We start from the raw sequence: 15,205 nt of genomic DNA on the forward strand, positions 1-15,205 counted from the left end.
AGAAATCAGGATGAGCATCAGCAGCAGCGCGCGCCGCCCTTCCCGCCGTATCGCGCATCCTGACGCTCGCGGAAAAACTCTTCATAGGTCATCGGCGTCTGCTCAGGATGCGTCACCCGCATATGCTCAACATAGTTGTCATAATCCGGTACGCCAATCATCAGCTTCGCCGCCTGGCCCAGATATTTACCGGCTTTCGAAAGCGTATCAAACATCATTCCCCCTTAACAGACACACCCTCCCCCGGTGCGGGAGAGGGTGATGCATAACTTAGTGCGCGCCTTTCGCCTGCGCGACGATCTCATCCACGTTTTCCGGCATCGGCTCGTACGGCGTTTCTTTCGCCGTCGGCGTGTCCACCTTCAGCGCCGCCAGCGCGGTCTTGATGGAGAACAGCGCCAGTACCACAACCACCACCATAAAGAAGATCGTCAACCCGGCATCCAGACGGTTATTAAAAACCAACTGCGCCAGCTGCGATTCGGTGTACTGCGCCGGAATATTGCCGCTGTCGATCATCGCCTGGAACTTATTGGCGATCGCCAGGAAGCCCACTTTCGCATCCGGACTGAAGGCTTTCTGCCAGCCGGCGGTCAGAGTACAAATCAGCAGCCACGCGGTAGGCACCAGCGCCACCCATGCATAACGCTGGCGCTTCATCTTGAACAACACCACCGCACAAAGCATCAGCGCCATGCCCGCCAGCATCTGGTTGGCGATACCAAATAGCGGCCACAGGGTGTTAATGCCGCCGAGCGGGTCGACGACCCCCTGATGCAGGAAGTAACCCCAGGCCAGCACGCACAGCGCCGTCGCCAGCAGGTTAGCGGGCAGTGAATCGGTACGCTTCAGCCCGGGCGAGATCACGCCCAGCAGATCCTGCAACATAAAGCGTGCAGCGCGCGTCCCGGCGTCCACCGCAGTGAGAATAAACAGCGCTTCAAACAGAATCGCGAAGTGATACCAGAAGGCGACATCCATCATCCCGCCCAGCGCACCGTGGAGAATGTACGCCATCCCCACCGCCAGCGTCGGGGCGCCGCCCGCACGGGAAATGATCGACTGCTCGCCGACCTCGTTCGCGATCTGGTTCAGCGTATCCGGCGTAATCACAAAGCCCCAACTACTGACCACCTGCGCGGCAGACGCTACCACGTCCGTGGTTCCGGCTGGGGCCAGAACCGCCATCGGGCTGTTCATTGCGAAGTAGACGCCCGGATCGATGATGCAGGCGGAAACCAGCGCCATGATGGCCACAAAGGATTCCATCAGCATCCCACCATAGCCGATAAAGCAGGCCTGTCCTTCATTCGCCAACATCTTCGGCGTGGTGCCCGAGGAGATCAGCGCATGGAACCCGGACACCGCGCCGCAGGCAATGGTAATAAACAGGAACGGGAACAGGTTACCGGTCCAGACTGGCCCCGTACCGTCGACAAATTTGGTCAGCGCAGGCATGGTCAGGGTTGGGCGCATGATCAAAATCCCTACCGCCAGGCCAACAATGGTGCCGATCTTCAGGAAGGTGGAGAGATAATCACGCGGCGCCAGCAGCAGCCACACCGGCAGCACCGCCGCCACGAAGCCGTACCCCACCAGCATCCATGTCAACTGTACGCCGGTAAAGTCAAAGTATGGCGCCCAGGTTGGGCTTTCCGCGACCCAGCCGCCGGAGATAATGGCAAACACCAGGAATACCAGCCCAATCACCGACACTTCGCCAATGCGTCCCGGCCGGAGATAGCGCAGATAAATCCCCATGAAGATAGCCAGCGGAATGGTGAACGCCACGGTATACGTCCCCCACGGGCTGTGAGTCAGCGCTTTCACCACAATCATCGCCAGCACCGCGAGGATGATCACCATGATCATAAAACAGGCCACCAGCGCAATGACCCCGGCGGTCGGCCCCATTTCCTCTTTCACCAGTTCGCCGAGCGAACGCCCGTCGCGCCGGGTCGAGACAAACAGCACCATAAAGTCCTGTACCGCCCCGGCGAGTACCACCCCGGCCAGCAGCCAGATCATTCCCGGTAGATAACCCATCTGCGCCGCCAGCACCGGCCCCACCAGCGGCCCTGCCCCGGCAATCGCCGCAAAATGGTGACCGAACAGCACTTTTTTGTCGGTCGGCACATAGTCCAGCCCGTCGTTATGACGCACGGCGGGCGTCATGCGCGTCGGGTCAACCGCCAGCACATTTTTGGCAATGTACAGGCCGTAAAAACGGTAGGCAATGAGATAGACGCAGACCGACGCCACCACGATCCATAGCGCGTTGATCTGTTCCCCACGGTTTAATGCAATGTAGCCCAGAGCGAACGCCCCCATAACCGAGAGCACTGTCCAGACGAGGTATTTCCCTGATTTATTCATGGTTGTTATCCGTTTGCATGTTCCAGAGAAGTGAGATGTTACATTTTGTTTCTATAACATCTTTTTCAGTTTTAACAACCTGACAACCTAATAAACCTGAACCATCACCTGATATTTACATTGCATTGTTAAGCGGATCACTATCCGCAGGAAAACCGCACAAAATGTGAAACTTTTTTTACAGCTCACAATTTTTGTTTCCTCACCGTTGTAGCCGCCAATGAAATGATTTGAATCATCTTTTTAATTGCTTACATCGTCAGAATAAGTGGGCTAAACGCATATCTACAAGGAGAAGGAAATGAGTAGTACAGAGGTAAAGGAGCAAAGAACAGGACCCGGCGCGTATTTCGCCCTGGCGTTTGCCGCCGTCTTTTTTTCCGGGTTATTGGGTGGAAAAGAGTGGTATGGGGTCTTTGACTTCACCACGCTCAACGGCGCGTTCGGACGCGTCGTGAGCGGCGTGAGTCAGCAAGGCGACGCGATCACCACCACCACCAGCGCCTTTCGCGGCGTGGGGGGGAACGGCGCGATGGACGGCTTTTTATTTGCATTGGGCCTCATTCCGGCGGTGATGTTCGCCCTCGGCATGATCAACGTACTGGAGCATTATGGCGCGTTGCGCGCCGCGCGCCGCCTGTTAACGCCCTTGCTGCGCCCGCTGCTGGGGATCCCTGGCAACACCGGACTGGCGATGATCGGCAGCCTGCAAAGCACTGACGTAGGAGCTTCACTGACCCGCAATTTGTCCGATGAAGGACAGATTACGGAAAAAGAGAAAGATATCTTCGCGATGTTCCAGTTTTCCGCCGGCGCAATGATCACCAACTTCTTCTCCTCCGGCGCGATCCTGTTCACGCTGATGGCGATGGACGGTACGCCCGCGGTCCCAACGTCTATCGGCGTTTGCATCATGGTGATGTTCGTGATGAAAATTTTCGGCGCCAACCTGATGCGCCTGATTCTGACGTTCAGCGGGAAAAAAGCCCCTGCCGTCACCGCGGAAAAAGGAGAAGCCTGATGAGCGCCCAAAATGCTAAACCGGTTATTACCGATGTCTTCGTTGAAGGCGCGCGTAAAGGCTGGAACATCGCCACCAGCAGCACATTGCCCAATGTCGTGATGGCCTTCATTATCATCAAGGCGCTGGAGATCACCGGCGCGCTGAAAGGCATGGGCATGATCTTCGCTCCGCTGATGGGGCTGTTTGGTTTACCCGGCGAAGCCGCCGCCGTACTGATCGGCGGCTGGATGTCGATGGGCGGCGGCATTGGCGTCGCTATCGGTTTGTTCGATAAGGGGATCATCAGCGGCGAACATCTGGCGATCCTCGCCCCGGCTATCTATCTGATGGGCTCGCAGGTGCAATATCTGGGCCGTATCCTCGGGGTGATTGGCACCCAGGCCAAACGCATTCCGCTGATGATCGTCATTTCGATCGTCAACGCCTTTATCGCGATGCTGCTGATGCGCATCATTCTCTGAATTAAGGACGATGTATGGATCTTGAAACGTATTTTGCCGAACTGGAAACCCTGGTCAACGTGGACTGCGGCACCGCCACCCTTGAAGGTGTCGCGCAGGTTGCCGGCATCATCCGCCAGCTCTGGCAGCAGGAGGGCTGGCACGTTGAGTCCGTCGATCTGGGCGATAAGGTCGGTCCCGGCCTGTTTGTCACCAATAAACCGGGCGCCGAAAAATTCGACGTGCTGATGGTCGGGCATATGGACACCGTTTTCCCGGCTGGCACCGTGGCCGAACGCCCGATGAGCCCCGATGAAAACCGACTGTATGGTCCTGGCGTCTCTGACATGAAAAGCGGCCTGCTAAACATCCTCTGGGCAATGCGCACGCTGGCGCCGGAACATCGCGAACGCCTGAGCATCGCGGTCGCCATGAATCCCGATGAAGAAACCGGCAGCGTCTATTCTCACGAATGGATTGGCGAACTGGCGAAAAAATCACGCTGCGTGCTGGTCTGCGAAGCAGCGCGCGCCGACGGCTCGCTGGTGAAGGCGCGTAAGGGAATGGCAGGTTATCACCTGACCTTCACCGGCGTTGCCGCCCATGCAGGTAACGAACCGGAAAAAGGACGCTCGGCGATTACCGCTCTGGCGAACAGTATTGTCGCGATCAATGCCCTCGCCGACAGCCGCGCCGGAACGACGCTTAACGTAGGGGTCATTCGCGGCGGCAGCGCTGCTAACGTGGTGCCGGATAGCGCCTTTGCCGAACTCGACGTACGCTTCTGGCAAAACGACGAAGATGCCCGCGTCCATCAGGCGTTGCAGGAGATGTGCGAGCGCGGCTTCCTTGACGGAGTCACCACCACGCTCGTTCAGGTCAATCACAAACCGGCGATGGCGGCAAGTGAAGCGACGGCCGAGCTGATGGCCCTCGTGGAGCAGGCGGGTAAAGAAGAAGGTATTGCGATTACCTGGCAGGCCGTCGGTGGAGGCAGCGACGCCAACCATACCGCCGCGTTAGGCATTCCGACGCTGGACGGTCTTGGTCCGGTAGGGGCGGGTTTCCACAGCCCGGCAGAATGGCTGGATATCGCCTCGATCGCGCCGCGGATCCGCTTATTACGCCGCATCGTGTCGCAGTTGTAAGCGTCAACCCCTCTCTGCACAGGGAGGGGTATTTACCTTAACCGAGCACCGCGGTTCCCAGCCGGCAAGTGCAGCAACGCCGCCCTTGCTCATCAAACACCACAATCTCCCAGCTTTGACTTTGGCGCCCCAGGTGCAGCGGCTGACAGACGCCGCGTACTTTTCCCTGAGAGACCGGACGATGATGGGTGGCATTCAGCTCGGTCCCCACTACGCACTGACCGTCCCGGGTCATCAGATAGCCCGCCATCGAGCCCAGCGTCTCCGCCAGTGCCGCTGACGCGCCGCCGTGCAGCAGGCCAAACGGCTGATGAGTGCGGGCATCGACTGGCATTTCCGCTTCCAGCACCTCATCGCCCAGGCGGGTGTAGAGGATCCCCAGATGCGCCACCATCGTGTTCTGGCTGGTGGCATTCAGTTCATCCAGCGTTAAGTGACGTTTCCAGATCATCGTTATGCTCCCAGCGTCGAACCGCCGTCCACCACGATGTCCTGCAGCGTGATATGGCTCGCCAGATCGGAAGCAAGGAACAAAATGGTATTAGCGATCTCCTGCGGACGAGCGATTTTGCCCAGCGGAATACCGAGCTTAAACTGCTCGCCAAAGCCGCGAATGCGCTGTTGTTCAGCATCGTCGCTAATCCATAACGTGCGCTGCATATCGGTATCAGTGGAGCCAGGCGACACCACGTTACAGCGCACACCGTTACCCGACAGCTCCAGCCCAACGGTCAGCGCCAGGCTTTTCAGCGCTGCTTTTGACGCGCCGTAGGCGCTCATGCCGATACGCGGGGTGTGCGCGGCGTCGGACGCCACGGTGACAATCGCTCCCCCCTGCTGGCGGCGAAACTGCGCCATCGTCTGTTGAAAAAGATTAAACGCCCCACCGACGTTGACGGCAAAGGTTTGCTGCCAGTCGTCGGCGCTCAGCGCATCGGTGGCCCCCATACGCAGGATCCCGGCGGCGTTCACCAGCACGTCCAGTCGTTCGGTTTGCGCCAGTAAACGCTGGCACACCTCGGCCACTTGCCCTGCATTCGCCACGTCCAGCGTTTCGGTGACGAACGGGTAGTCGTCCAGCGCGAATTCACGGTCGAAACCGGTGACCTGTGCGCCCGCTTTCGCAAACGCCAGCGCGGTCGTGTAACCAATGCCCTTACCGGCGCCGGTAATCCACACCGTTTTGCCCTGAAAGTCAAACCCGGCCATTACTTCACCTCGCGTGAAAGCAGTGTCCACCAGGCGTCAATCGTCGGATTTTTCGCCAGCATCACGAAGTCGATATCGCCATGTACTTTGCGCCAGCGCGCCGCCAGCGCCATCATCCGCACCGAATCCAGACCATAATCAATGAGGTTCTCATCATCCATCGGCGTATCGGACTCATCCAGCAGCGGCAGGATCAGGGCGCGCAGCGCATCTTTGCTGGCTGGGACTGGCGCGGGCAGCAGATCCTGCGTCATCACCACCCGGCCGGAACGTCCTGCGACGTACTTCAGCGACATCAGGTGCTCTTCGCGGCTAAAGTCCGCCAGCGCGTCCGCCACCATAAACGGCTTGATGTCACGCATAAAGGCGTCGGTGGCGGTGGTCATGCAGCCGATATGCGCGTACACGCCGGTGATAATCAACTGGTTACGCCCCGTCTCTTTCAACATTTGTTCAAGCGGTGAACGGTGAAACGCGCTGTATCGCCATTTCACCAGCACCGTGTCAGCCTCATCCGGCGTCAACAGATCCACCACCTTTTGCTGCTCCGGTGAACGGGTCAGGCCCGGCCCCCACATATCATTGAGCAACGCGCGGTCTTCATCGCTCTGCTCTTTCGGCTGGGCGGTGTAATAGACCGGAATGTGATGTGCTTTACAGTATTCCCGCAGGGCGAAGATATTGGCGATAACCTGCGCCATCATCGGGCAGTTTTCCCCCCAGAAGCTGACAAAGTAATCCTGCATATCGTGAATCAACAGCGCCGCGCGCTCGGGTTCAAAGGCCCAGTTCACCTTGTTGGTCGGAATATCCTGCGCGCCCGGCAGCGCGTATGCCTGTAATTTTGGGATTGCCATTGCGTGTTCTCCTTCAGGCCGTGCGCGTAGCCAGCCACTGACGTAATTGTTTTTTATCGACTTTACCGACCGGCGTCAGAGGCAGCGCCTCGACGGTCTCTACACGGTCCGGCAGCTTAAATTCCGCGACGCCCTGCTCGCGCAGGAATCGACGCACCTGGACGGCGCGCAGGGGTTCTTTCACCACCAGATACGCACAGCTTTTCTCGCCCATTAGCTCATCTTCCATGCTGACCAGCGCCGCATGGATTACCGCCGGATGGCGCAGCAACAGGTTTTCGATCTCTTCAGCGGCGATCTTCTCGCCGCCGCGGTTGATCTGATCTTTTTCACGTCCCTGAACGGTGATGTATCCGTCTTTATCGATGGAAATCAGGTCGCCCGAACAGTAAAACCCGTTGGCGTCAAATGCGCTGGCGTTGTGCTCAGGGCTTTTAAAGTAACCGCGGAAGGTATACGGACCGCGGGTCATCAGCCGTCCGGTCTCGCCCTGCGGCAGCGGATTACCGTCGGCGTCCGCTACCCACACTTCGTCATCCGGACACATCGGACGTCCCTGGGTGTTGATGATTCGCTCCGGGCTGTCGTCAAGGCGGGTGTAATTCACCAGCCCTTCCGCCATGCCAAACACCTGCTGGAGCTGACAGCCGATCTCCGCCGGAATACGGGCCGCCAGCGACGCGGACAGACGCGCGCCGCCCACCTGCAACAGTTGCAGCGAGGCCAACTGCGCGTTGCTGCCCCATTCGTTAATCGCCTGAAGCCACAGGCTGACCGCAGGCGGCACCAGCGCCGTGGCGTTAATCTGGTGTTTTTCGATCAGCGGAAAGCACAGCGTGGCGCTCGGATCATCCGCCAGCACCACGGTTCCCCCGGCGAGAAACACGCCCAGCGACCCCGGCGAACTCATCGCATAATTGTGCGCCGCCGGAATCGCGCATAAAAAACGCGTCTGCGCGGTGAAGCGGCAAATTTCGTTGCTGCGGCGCACGCTGTAGTAGTAGTCATTATGGGTTCGCGGGATCAGCTTCGGCGTCCCGGTGGTGCCGCCGGAAAGCTGAAAATAAGCCACCTCGTCGGCAGGGGACGGCGTGGCGGTAAACGCCTCCGCCGGGGTGTCAATCGCTGCCTGCAGGCAATGTTCGCCGTGATCATTAAGCAGATGCACCACGCGAATAGTGTTGTGCTCCGCCACAAAGGTATTCAGGAAATCATCGCCCGCAAACAGCGCGTGTTGGCGGTCAGCAATCAACAGCGCGGGTTCTATCTGCTTCGCGTAAGCGTTCAGTTCGGTACGCTGATGGCTGAACAGGGCGAGGACCGGCGCCACGCCCAGCTCCAGCAGGGCAAAGAAAGTGATATACAGTTCGGCCACGTTGCCCAGTTGCACCAGCGCGGTTTCGCCCGGCTTGATGCCCTGACGGCGTAAACTGCTGGCGAGATTCGCCGCCGCCTGATTCAACTGGCGATAGCTCAAATGGCGCTCGCCGTCGATCACCGCCGTACTGTCGTTTTGCGCATGGCGGGTCAGAATGTCCGTCAGCGGCAGATCCTGCCAGTACCCTTTTTCACGGTAACGCCGGGCAAACTCGTCAGGCCACCGGGTGAAAGGAATGCTCATCATCGCTCCTTAATGCAATCCAAAAACGTTCAACATGGTGGAGAGCTTGACGCCAGTTTCACGCCATTCCCCCACCGGCGAAGAGGCCGGGACAATTCCTGCGCCCGCAAACAGGCGAACCTGGTTTTTATGCAGCTTCGCACAGCGGATCGTCACCACCCACTCACCGTTTCCGTCGGCGTCGCACCAGCCGACAATGCCGCCAAACAGGTCACGGTCGAACGGTTCCAGTTCAGCGATAAGCTTAATCGCCGCCTGATGCGGGAAGCCGCTCAGCGCCGGCGTCGGATGCAGCAGACACGCCAGCGTCAGGGCGTTTTCTCCGGCGTTCGCCTTACCTTCAAAGGGCGTGCCGAGGTGCCACAGCGTCGGGGTGGAAATCAATTGCGGCGAAGACGGCAGGTGCAGTTCACTGCTGCGATCGCGCAGAACGGTTTTCATCGCCTGGGTCACCAGATCGTGTTCATGGCGATCCTTCTCGGATGCCAGCAGACGGTTACCCGCCTCCCTGTCCAGCACGTCATCCGGCTGGCGACGGGCGGAACCGGCTAACGGCAGCGAACTGAAGCGCTCGCCCTCTTTGCGCAGCAGCAGCTCCGGACTGGCGCCGAGCAGCACCCCGCCGTCCTCCAGCGGGACATGGAAGTTGTAACTAACTGGGTTTTGCGCCACCAGACGTTCAAGCAGCGCGCCGCTGTCGATCTCCGCGTCGGCGGTGATATCAATCAGGCGCGACAGCACAACCTTATCAACCTCCGGCGTGGCGGTAAGCGCAGCGGCTCGCGCCACCATACTTTCAAAGGTGTCCTGCTCCGGGATCGCCCTGCGTTCGGTCACATTCAGCGACTGATGACCGGTAAAATAACGCGAGGCCTGCTGTTTTTCCTGTCGCGAGAAGGTTTCCCAGGCCTCCGGGATAAACAACGCAGAAGGCTGGCGGGTATCAAACGGAATAGCGCCGACCATTATCGGGTTAGCGATGCCCTGCGCTTTGGCATCGGCGAACAGATTATGTAATTTTTGTTGGAAAGGACTGTCTGGCGAATCGCCGTTGACGGCAGGTTCATTGAAACGGGCGAAGCATCCTGACGTCGTAAAACTGCGGTACGGCGACATAAAGAAAAAGCGATCGGGCGCAAGTGTTGCCATGGTCTGCTGTACTTCCTCGGCCAGTGACGTATCCATATCATCCTCCAAAATGATAAAGGTTTTAATAATGATTATCATTTATATTTTCGGGCGCTAACCTAAAAGCAAACAGGCAGTATGTCAACTCCTGGGGTAGCACAATGTGCGACTAAGGCTTGCATCCCTTACCCTTAATAATGAAAATGAGAAGCATTAATCACTCAGTACAGGAACCGATTAGTGAGACTGTCTTCTCTCCCCACCCTGCTTATTACGCTTGCCGTTTTCGGATTCTCCTCAGCCCAGGCCGCTGACTGGCCGCGCCAGGTCACGGACAGCCGCGGAAGCCACACGCTGGAGCGCAAGCCCGAACGCATCGTTTCCACCAGCGTCACGCTCACCGGTTCGCTGTTGGCGATAGACGCCCCGGTCATTGCCAGTGGCGCCACCACCCCGAACAACCGTGTGGCGGACAGTCAGGGCTTTCTGCGCCAGTGGAGCGACGTGGCGAAAGCACGCAAACTGACGCGACTGTACATTGGCGAGCCGAGCGCAGAAGCCGTCGCGGCGCAGATGCCTGACCTGATTTTGATCAGCGCCACCGGCGGCGATTCGGCGCTGGCGCTGTACGATCAGCTGTCAACCATCGCCCCGACGCTTATCATCAATTACGACGATAAAAGCTGGCAGACGCTGCTGACCCAGCTAGGCGCGATCACCGGTCAGGAAAAACAGGCCGCCGCGCGCATCGCCGAGTTCGATAAGAAGCTGGCGAGCGTGAAACAGCAGTTAACCCTGCCGCCGCAGCCGGTGAGCGCGCTGGTTTACACCGCCGCCGCCCACACCGCCAACCTGTGGACTCCGGACTCGGCACAGGGCAAGATGCTGGAACAGCTTGGCTTTACGCTGGCGACACTGCCTGCCGGGTTACAGGCCAGCCAGAGCCAGGGCAAACGTCACGACATCATCCAGCTTGGCGGAGAAAATCTCGCCGCCGGGCTGAATGGCCAGGCGCTGTTCCTGTTTGCCGGTGACGAAAAGGACGAGAAAGCGATTTATGCCAACCCGCTGCTGGCGCACCTGCCTGCGGTTCAGAACAAACGCGTTTATGCGATGGGCACCGAATCCTTCCGTCTGGACTATTACAGCGCAATGCGGGTTTTAGACCGCCTCGCCGACCTGTTTTAACGTGTTATTGTGCCTGACGGCGCGTCGCGACTCAGGCACTGGCTGGCTGCTGGCGAAACCGCCGCAGCTCGCTTAACAACAGCATCAACAGTACGCCAATCATCACCAGACCAAACCCGCTGACGCTGGCCGACGCCACGGGCGTCATCACAGCGCCCAGTCCGCCTAATAAGGCCGCGCCAATGGCGTCCCCGGTCACGTTCTGCGCGGTCCACAAACCGTTAATCCGTCCTAACATCTGTTCCGGCGTCTGGGTTTGCAGCAGGGTGTACTGCAACAGCGAACTTATTGCGCTCAGCCAGCCAAACAGCGCCAGGCAGACAACGCCCAGCGCCCAGATGGGCATCAGGGCGAACAGACCGATCGCCAGAAACGATCCCACGGTAGAAAGCAGCATAATCCACCCCGGCCGCACGCTGTGCGCCAGCTGTCCGCTGGTCAACGCGCCAACCGCCGCGCCGAGCGGAATGGCGGCGTACAACAAGCCAATCTGTGCCGCTGACATCTGCCAGCCGATCGCCAACGCCGGATACAGCACGCGCACGGCGCTGGCCATTGTCAGCAATCCGCCGAGCAGCGCGATCCCCCCGATTAGCGGGCTGGCAAGCAAAAAGCGAAATGCCGCGAGCAGCGACGTCAATGGATGCTCACGCGGCTGCGGCGGAGGCGGCAGAGCGGGTAAACTCAGCAACGGCAGCAAAGTTATAAATGTTCCGGCCGCCGCCAGCCCGTAGTTCCACGCCACGCCGCCAGAGGCAAGAAGCAGCCCGCCGAGCATCGGCGAAATCACCGAGCCCAGACGTACGGTCAGCATAGTGATCGCCCCGGCCTGCATCAGGTTTTCGCGCCCGACCAGCGCAGGCGTTGCCGCCAGCAATGCGGTCACGCCGAGCGAGGCAAAGAAACCGTCCCACAAACCGAGCAGATAAATCGCCATCAGTGACGGCTCCGGCAGCATGGCATTCAGGCACAGGCCGATAAAGCCAATGCCGCAGGTGCCGCGCGCCAGCAGGATCACTTTTTTCCGCTCGTAGCGGTCCGCCAGCACGCCGCCAACCATCAGCCCGATAAACATCGCGCTGCCGGTCAACGTCACCGAAAGACCGACCTGCCAGGTGGAATGAGTCATCATCTGGATCTGAACAGGTACCGCCACGCCGAGCAAACCCAGCGAGACGATCGAGATAAAACGGGCGAGGAAGACCGCGCGAAAAGCAGGATGCGTCCTCAACAGACTGAGGTTGAGGAGCCAGGATTGTCGATTCATTACAAAACCTTGATGGGTACTTTTATTATCAATTCCGTGGCTGCACATGGTAACATATTCAAATAAGATCGATAACGATAATTACTATCATTATCAGGGAAGTGGATATGTCATGCTCTGTTTCCGTGACGCGCGCCATTGCCGTGCCCGGATTGTTGTTATTACTGATTGTCGCCACGGCATTAAGTCTCATCATCGGGGCCAAGCCCCTCCCCGCGGTCGTGGTGCTGGATGCGCTTCGCGGCAGTTGCCACAGCGCCGACTGCACGATCGTGCTCGACGCCCGTCTGCCGCGCACGCTGGCGGGTCTGCTGGCGGGGGGCGCGCTCGGCCTTGCCGGGGCGCTCATGCAAACGCTCACCCGTAACCCACTGGCCGATCCCGGCCTGCTTGGCGTCAATTCCGGCGCCAGTTTCGCCATCGTGCTGGGGGCGGCGCTGTTTGGCTTTTCCACACCGCAGGAGCAACTGGTAATGGCTTTTGCGGGCGCGCTGGTGGCGTCGCTGATCGTGGCGTTTACCGGTAGCCAGGGCGGCGGACAGCTCAGTCCGGTGCGCCTGACGCTCGCCGGCGTCGCACTGGCGGCGGTGCTGGAAGGCCTCACCAGCGGGATCGCGCTGCTTAACCCGGACGTCTACGATCAACTGCGCTTCTGGCAGGCCGGTTCGCTGGATATCCGCAGCCTGCAAACGCTCAAGGTGGTCATTGTACCGGTACTGATCGCGGGAGCGACGGCGCTGATGCTGAGCCGGGCGCTCAACAGTCTAAGTCTTGGCAGTGATACCGCTACGGCGCTGGGCAGCAAAGTCGCGCGCACACAGCTTATCGGCCTGCTGGCCATCACCGTGCTCTGCGGCAGCGCCACGGCGATCGTCGGGCCTGTCGCCTTTATCGGCCTGATGATGCCGCACATGGCGCGCTGGCTGGTGGGCGCCGACCACCGCTGGTCATTGCCTGTCACGCTGATCGCCACCCCTGCCCTGTTGCTGTTTGCGGATATCATCGGACGGCTGATTGTTCCCGGCGAACTGCGGGTCTCGGTCGTCAGCGCCTTTATCGGCGCGCCGGTGCTGATTTTTCTGGTTCGTCGACGCCCGCGAGGTGCCGCATGAGGCATATCTCCCGTCGTCTGTTTATCAGTTGCCTGCTACTGTTGCTTGCCTGCCTGTTAGTCGGTATGTGGAGTCTGCGCAGCGGCGCCGTAACGCTCGAAACCTCGCAGATTATCGCCGCCCTGCTCGGCGATGCGCCGCGCAGTATCACGATGGTCGTCACCGAATGGCGATTGCCGCGGGTATTGATGGCGTTGCTGATCGGCGCAGCGCTCGGGGTCAGCGGGGCGATTTTTCAGTCGCTGATGCGAAACCCCTTAGGTAGCCCCGACGTGATGGGCTTTAACACCGGCGCCTGGAGCGGCGTGCTGGTGGCAATGGTGCTGTTTGGCCAGCATCTGACCGCCATCGCGCTGGCGGCAATGGCGGGCGGTATTCTTACCTCGCTGCTGGTCTGGCTGCTCGCCTGGCGCAACGGCATCGAGACCTTCCGCCTGATCATCATCGGTATCGGCGTACGCGCGATGCTGGTGGCGTTCAACACCTGGCTGCTGTTGAAAGCCTCGCTGGAGACGGCGCTGACCGCCGGACTGTGGAACGCCGGGTCGCTGAACGGTCTGACGTGGGCAAAAACCTGGCCGTCCGCGCCGCTGATTATTCTCATGCTGATCTGCGCCGCCCTGCTGGTACGCCGAATGCGTCTGCTGGAAATGGGCGATGACAGCGCCTGTGCGCTGGGCGTCAGTGTCGAGCGTTCCCGCCTGATGATGATGCTGGTGGCCGTGGTATTAACCGCCGCAGCCACCGCGCTGGCCGGACCGATTTCGTTTGTTGCGCTCGTCGCGCCGCACATCGCCCGCCGACTTAGCGGTACCGCCCGCTGGGGATTAACCCAGTCCGCGCTCTGCGGGGCGCTGCTGCTGCTGGCGGCGGATCTCGGCGCACAGCAACTGTTTATGCCTTACCAGCTTCCGGTGGGCGTTGTCACCGTGAGCCTCGGCGGTATTTACCTTATCGCCTTGTTAATTCAGGAGTCCCGCAAAAAATGACCGAATCAGTAGCCCGTTTGCGTGGCGACCAGTTAACGCTGGGTTATGGAAAATTCACCGTTGCCGACAATCTTAGCGTCGCCATTCCGGACGGGCATTTCACCGCGATTATCGGGCCAAACGGCTGCGGCAAATCGACGTTGCTGCGTACCCTGAGCCGCCTGATGACGCCCGTACACGGACACGTCTGGCTGGATGGCGAGCACATCCAGCGTTACGCCAGTAAAGAGGTCGCGCGACGCATCGGCCTGCTGGCGCAAAACGCCACCACCCCCGGTGATATTACCGTTCAGGAACTGGTGGCGCGGGGTCGCTACCCGCACCAGCCGCTGTTTACCCGCTGGCGCAAAGAGGATGAGGAAGCCGTTTCGCAGGCGATGCGCGCCACCGGTATTACCCATCTGGCCAACCAGAGCGTGGACACGCTTTCCGGCGGGCAGCGCCAGCGCGCATGGATTGCGATGGTGTTGGCGCAGGAGACGTCGATTATGCTGCTGGACGAACCCACCACCTGGCTGGATATCAGCCATCAAATCGATCTGCTGGAGTTGTTGAGCGAACTGAATCGCGAGAAAGGCTATACCCTTGCGGCGGTGTTGCACGATTTGAACCAGGCCTGCCGTTACGCTACGCATTTGATTGCCCTGCGGGACGGAAAAATTGTCGCCGAGGGCGCCCCTAGCGAGATTGTCAACGCCGGGTTGATTGAGGAAATCTACGGGTTGCGCTGCACCATCATTGACGATCCGGTCGCGGGTACGCCGCTGGTCGTGCCGCTTGGACGTTCAAACAGAGGTTAACGACGAAATGGCTTAGCCGGACAAGGTGCATATGCCCTGTCCGGCT

Annotated in this window: 15 protein-coding genes; 7 read left to right on the plus strand and 8 right to left on the minus strand. The window is 59.6% G+C overall.

The features are described from left to right. Nucleotides 1-17 precede the first annotated feature (17 nt). Both OGY07_RS18675 and cstA read right to left on the minus strand, forming a co-directional pair. On the minus strand, nucleotides 18-215 hold the full coding sequence (locus OGY07_RS18675; RefSeq protein ID WP_042285592.1) for a YbdD/YjiX family protein: 198 nt from the start codon (nucleotides 213-215) through the stop codon (nucleotides 18-20). A gap of 55 nt (nucleotides 216-270) precedes the next feature. Beyond that, entirely contained in the window at nucleotides 271-2,376 is a 2,106-nt protein-coding gene (gene cstA, locus OGY07_RS18680; RefSeq protein ID WP_060568925.1) for a pyruvate/proton symporter CstA, read from the minus strand. A gap of 301 nt (nucleotides 2,377-2,677) precedes the next feature. Here cstA and OGY07_RS18685 point away from each other — a divergent pair, with 301 nt between their 5' ends. The 3 genes from OGY07_RS18685 to OGY07_RS18695 are packed head-to-tail and all read left to right on the plus strand — an operon-like array spanning nucleotide 2,678 to nucleotide 4,988. Then, a complete protein-coding gene (locus OGY07_RS18685) occupies nucleotides 2,678-3,397 on the plus strand; it encodes a nucleoside recognition domain-containing protein (RefSeq protein WP_042285602.1) in 720 nt (239 codons plus the stop codon). Then, nucleotides 3,397-3,861, plus strand: coding sequence for a YjiG family protein (locus OGY07_RS18690; protein ID WP_060568926.1), 465 nt, complete (start codon nucleotides 3,397-3,399; stop codon nucleotides 3,859-3,861). Before OGY07_RS18685 ends, OGY07_RS18690 begins: the two co-directional genes overlap by 1 nt. Before the next feature lie 14 nt (nucleotides 3,862-3,875). Then, the gene (locus OGY07_RS18695; RefSeq protein ID WP_286602342.1) at nucleotides 3,876-4,988 is read left to right on the plus strand and encodes a M20 family metallopeptidase; all 1,113 of its coding nucleotides are present in this window, start codon (nucleotides 3,876-3,878) and stop codon (nucleotides 4,986-4,988) included. Nucleotides 4,989-5,025: 37 nt separating this feature from the next. Here OGY07_RS18695 and entH read toward each other — a convergent pair whose 3' ends face one another. The 5 genes from entH to entC are packed head-to-tail and all read right to left on the minus strand — an operon-like array spanning nucleotide 5,026 to nucleotide 9,860. After that, nucleotides 5,026-5,439 (minus strand): proofreading thioesterase EntH, encoded by a 414-nt coding sequence (entH, locus tag OGY07_RS18700; RefSeq protein ID WP_060568928.1) that lies wholly within the window; start codon nucleotides 5,437-5,439, stop codon nucleotides 5,026-5,028. Between the two features lie 2 nt (nucleotides 5,440-5,441). Next, nucleotides 5,442-6,197: a 2,3-dihydro-2,3-dihydroxybenzoate dehydrogenase EntA gene (gene entA / locus OGY07_RS18705; RefSeq protein WP_042285615.1), complete on the minus strand. Its 756-nt coding sequence runs from the start codon at nucleotides 6,195-6,197 to the stop codon at nucleotides 5,442-5,444. Next, entirely contained in the window at nucleotides 6,197-7,054 is an 858-nt protein-coding gene (locus OGY07_RS18710; RefSeq protein WP_286602347.1) for an isochorismatase, read from the minus strand. The genes entA and OGY07_RS18710 overlap by 1 nt, the downstream gene beginning before the upstream one ends. Before the next feature lie 13 nt (nucleotides 7,055-7,067). After that, nucleotides 7,068-8,675 carry a (2,3-dihydroxybenzoyl)adenylate synthase EntE gene (gene entE / locus OGY07_RS18715; RefSeq protein WP_042285617.1) on the minus strand — a complete coding sequence of 536 codons (1,608 nt, stop codon included), beginning with the start codon at nucleotides 8,673-8,675 and terminating at the stop codon, nucleotides 7,068-7,070. A 9-nt stretch (nucleotides 8,676-8,684) separates the two neighbouring features. Then, nucleotides 8,685-9,860 (minus strand): isochorismate synthase EntC, encoded by a 1,176-nt coding sequence (gene entC / locus OGY07_RS18720; protein WP_286602349.1) that lies wholly within the window; start codon nucleotides 9,858-9,860, stop codon nucleotides 8,685-8,687. Nucleotides 9,861-10,019: 159 nt separating this feature from the next. Between entC and fepB the strand changes: the two genes are divergently transcribed. Further along, nucleotides 10,020-10,991, plus strand: a complete 972-nt coding sequence (gene fepB / locus OGY07_RS18725) for a Fe2+-enterobactin ABC transporter substrate-binding protein (protein ID WP_373322620.1) — start codon at nucleotides 10,020-10,022, stop codon at nucleotides 10,989-10,991. Between the two features lie 31 nt (nucleotides 10,992-11,022). On the opposite strand, the gene entS is transcribed toward fepB, so the two are convergent. After that, nucleotides 11,023-12,258, minus strand: coding sequence for an enterobactin transporter EntS (entS, locus tag OGY07_RS18730; RefSeq protein WP_042285620.1), 1,236 nt, complete (start codon nucleotides 12,256-12,258; stop codon nucleotides 11,023-11,025). 107 nt (nucleotides 12,259-12,365) lie between these two features. Between entS and fepD the strand changes: the two genes are divergently transcribed. Genes fepD through fepC form a run of 3 tightly spaced genes read left to right on the plus strand, consistent with a single transcriptional unit; the run spans nucleotide 12,366 to nucleotide 15,159 of the window. Continuing rightward, nucleotides 12,366-13,370, plus strand: coding sequence for a Fe(3+)-siderophore ABC transporter permease (gene fepD, locus OGY07_RS18735; protein WP_042285624.1), 1,005 nt, complete (start codon nucleotides 12,366-12,368; stop codon nucleotides 13,368-13,370). Continuing rightward, nucleotides 13,367-14,359 (plus strand): iron-enterobactin ABC transporter permease, encoded by a 993-nt coding sequence (gene fepG / locus OGY07_RS18740; protein ID WP_042285627.1) that lies wholly within the window; start codon nucleotides 13,367-13,369, stop codon nucleotides 14,357-14,359. Before fepD ends, fepG begins: the two co-directional genes overlap by 4 nt. Continuing rightward, nucleotides 14,356-15,159: an iron-enterobactin ABC transporter ATP-binding protein gene (gene fepC, locus OGY07_RS18745; protein WP_286602353.1), complete on the plus strand. Its 804-nt coding sequence runs from the start codon at nucleotides 14,356-14,358 to the stop codon at nucleotides 15,157-15,159. Before fepG ends, fepC begins: the two co-directional genes overlap by 4 nt. The last annotated feature ends 46 nt before the right edge of the window (nucleotides 15,160-15,205 follow it).

Origin of the sequence: Citrobacter sp. Cs237 (assembly GCF_030332325.1) — a bacterium.
Taxonomy (GTDB): Bacteria; Pseudomonadota; Gammaproteobacteria; order Enterobacterales; family Enterobacteriaceae; genus Citrobacter_A; species Citrobacter_A sedlakii.

Bases quoted from the DNA above. Each gene is read 5' to 3' on its own strand.
- fepG (WP_042285627.1), top strand. From the start codon at position 13,367: ATGAGGCATATCTCCCGTCGTCTGTTTATCAGTTGCCTGCTACTGTTG.
- cstA (WP_060568925.1), bottom strand. From the start codon at position 2,376: ATGAATAAATCAGGGAAATACCTCGTCTGGACAGTGCTCTCGGTTATG.
- fepD (WP_042285624.1), top strand. From the start codon at position 12,366: ATGTCATGCTCTGTTTCCGTGACGCGCGCCATTGCCGTGCCCGGATTG.
- entH (WP_060568928.1), bottom strand. From the start codon at position 5,439: ATGATCTGGAAACGTCACTTAACGCTGGATGAACTGAATGCCACCAGC.
- entA (WP_042285615.1), bottom strand. From the start codon at position 6,197: ATGGCCGGGTTTGACTTTCAGGGCAAAACGGTGTGGATTACCGGCGCC.
- entC (WP_286602349.1), bottom strand. From the start codon at position 9,860: ATGGATACGTCACTGGCCGAGGAAGTACAGCAGACCATGGCAACACTT.
- entE (WP_042285617.1), bottom strand. From the start codon at position 8,675: ATGAGCATTCCTTTCACCCGGTGGCCTGACGAGTTTGCCCGGCGTTAC.
- OGY07_RS18675 (WP_042285592.1), bottom strand. From the start codon at position 215: ATGTTTGATACGCTTTCGAAAGCCGGTAAATATCTGGGCCAGGCGGCG.
- OGY07_RS18710 (WP_286602347.1), bottom strand. From the start codon at position 7,054: ATGGCAATCCCAAAATTACAGGCATACGCGCTGCCGGGCGCGCAGGAT.
- entS (WP_042285620.1), bottom strand. From the start codon at position 12,258: ATGAATCGACAATCCTGGCTCCTCAACCTCAGTCTGTTGAGGACGCAT.
- OGY07_RS18690 (WP_060568926.1), top strand. From the start codon at position 3,397: ATGAGCGCCCAAAATGCTAAACCGGTTATTACCGATGTCTTCGTTGAA.
- OGY07_RS18695 (WP_286602342.1), top strand. From the start codon at position 3,876: ATGGATCTTGAAACGTATTTTGCCGAACTGGAAACCCTGGTCAACGTG.
- fepC (WP_286602353.1), top strand. From the start codon at position 14,356: ATGACCGAATCAGTAGCCCGTTTGCGTGGCGACCAGTTAACGCTGGGT.
- OGY07_RS18685 (WP_042285602.1), top strand. From the start codon at position 2,678: ATGAGTAGTACAGAGGTAAAGGAGCAAAGAACAGGACCCGGCGCGTAT.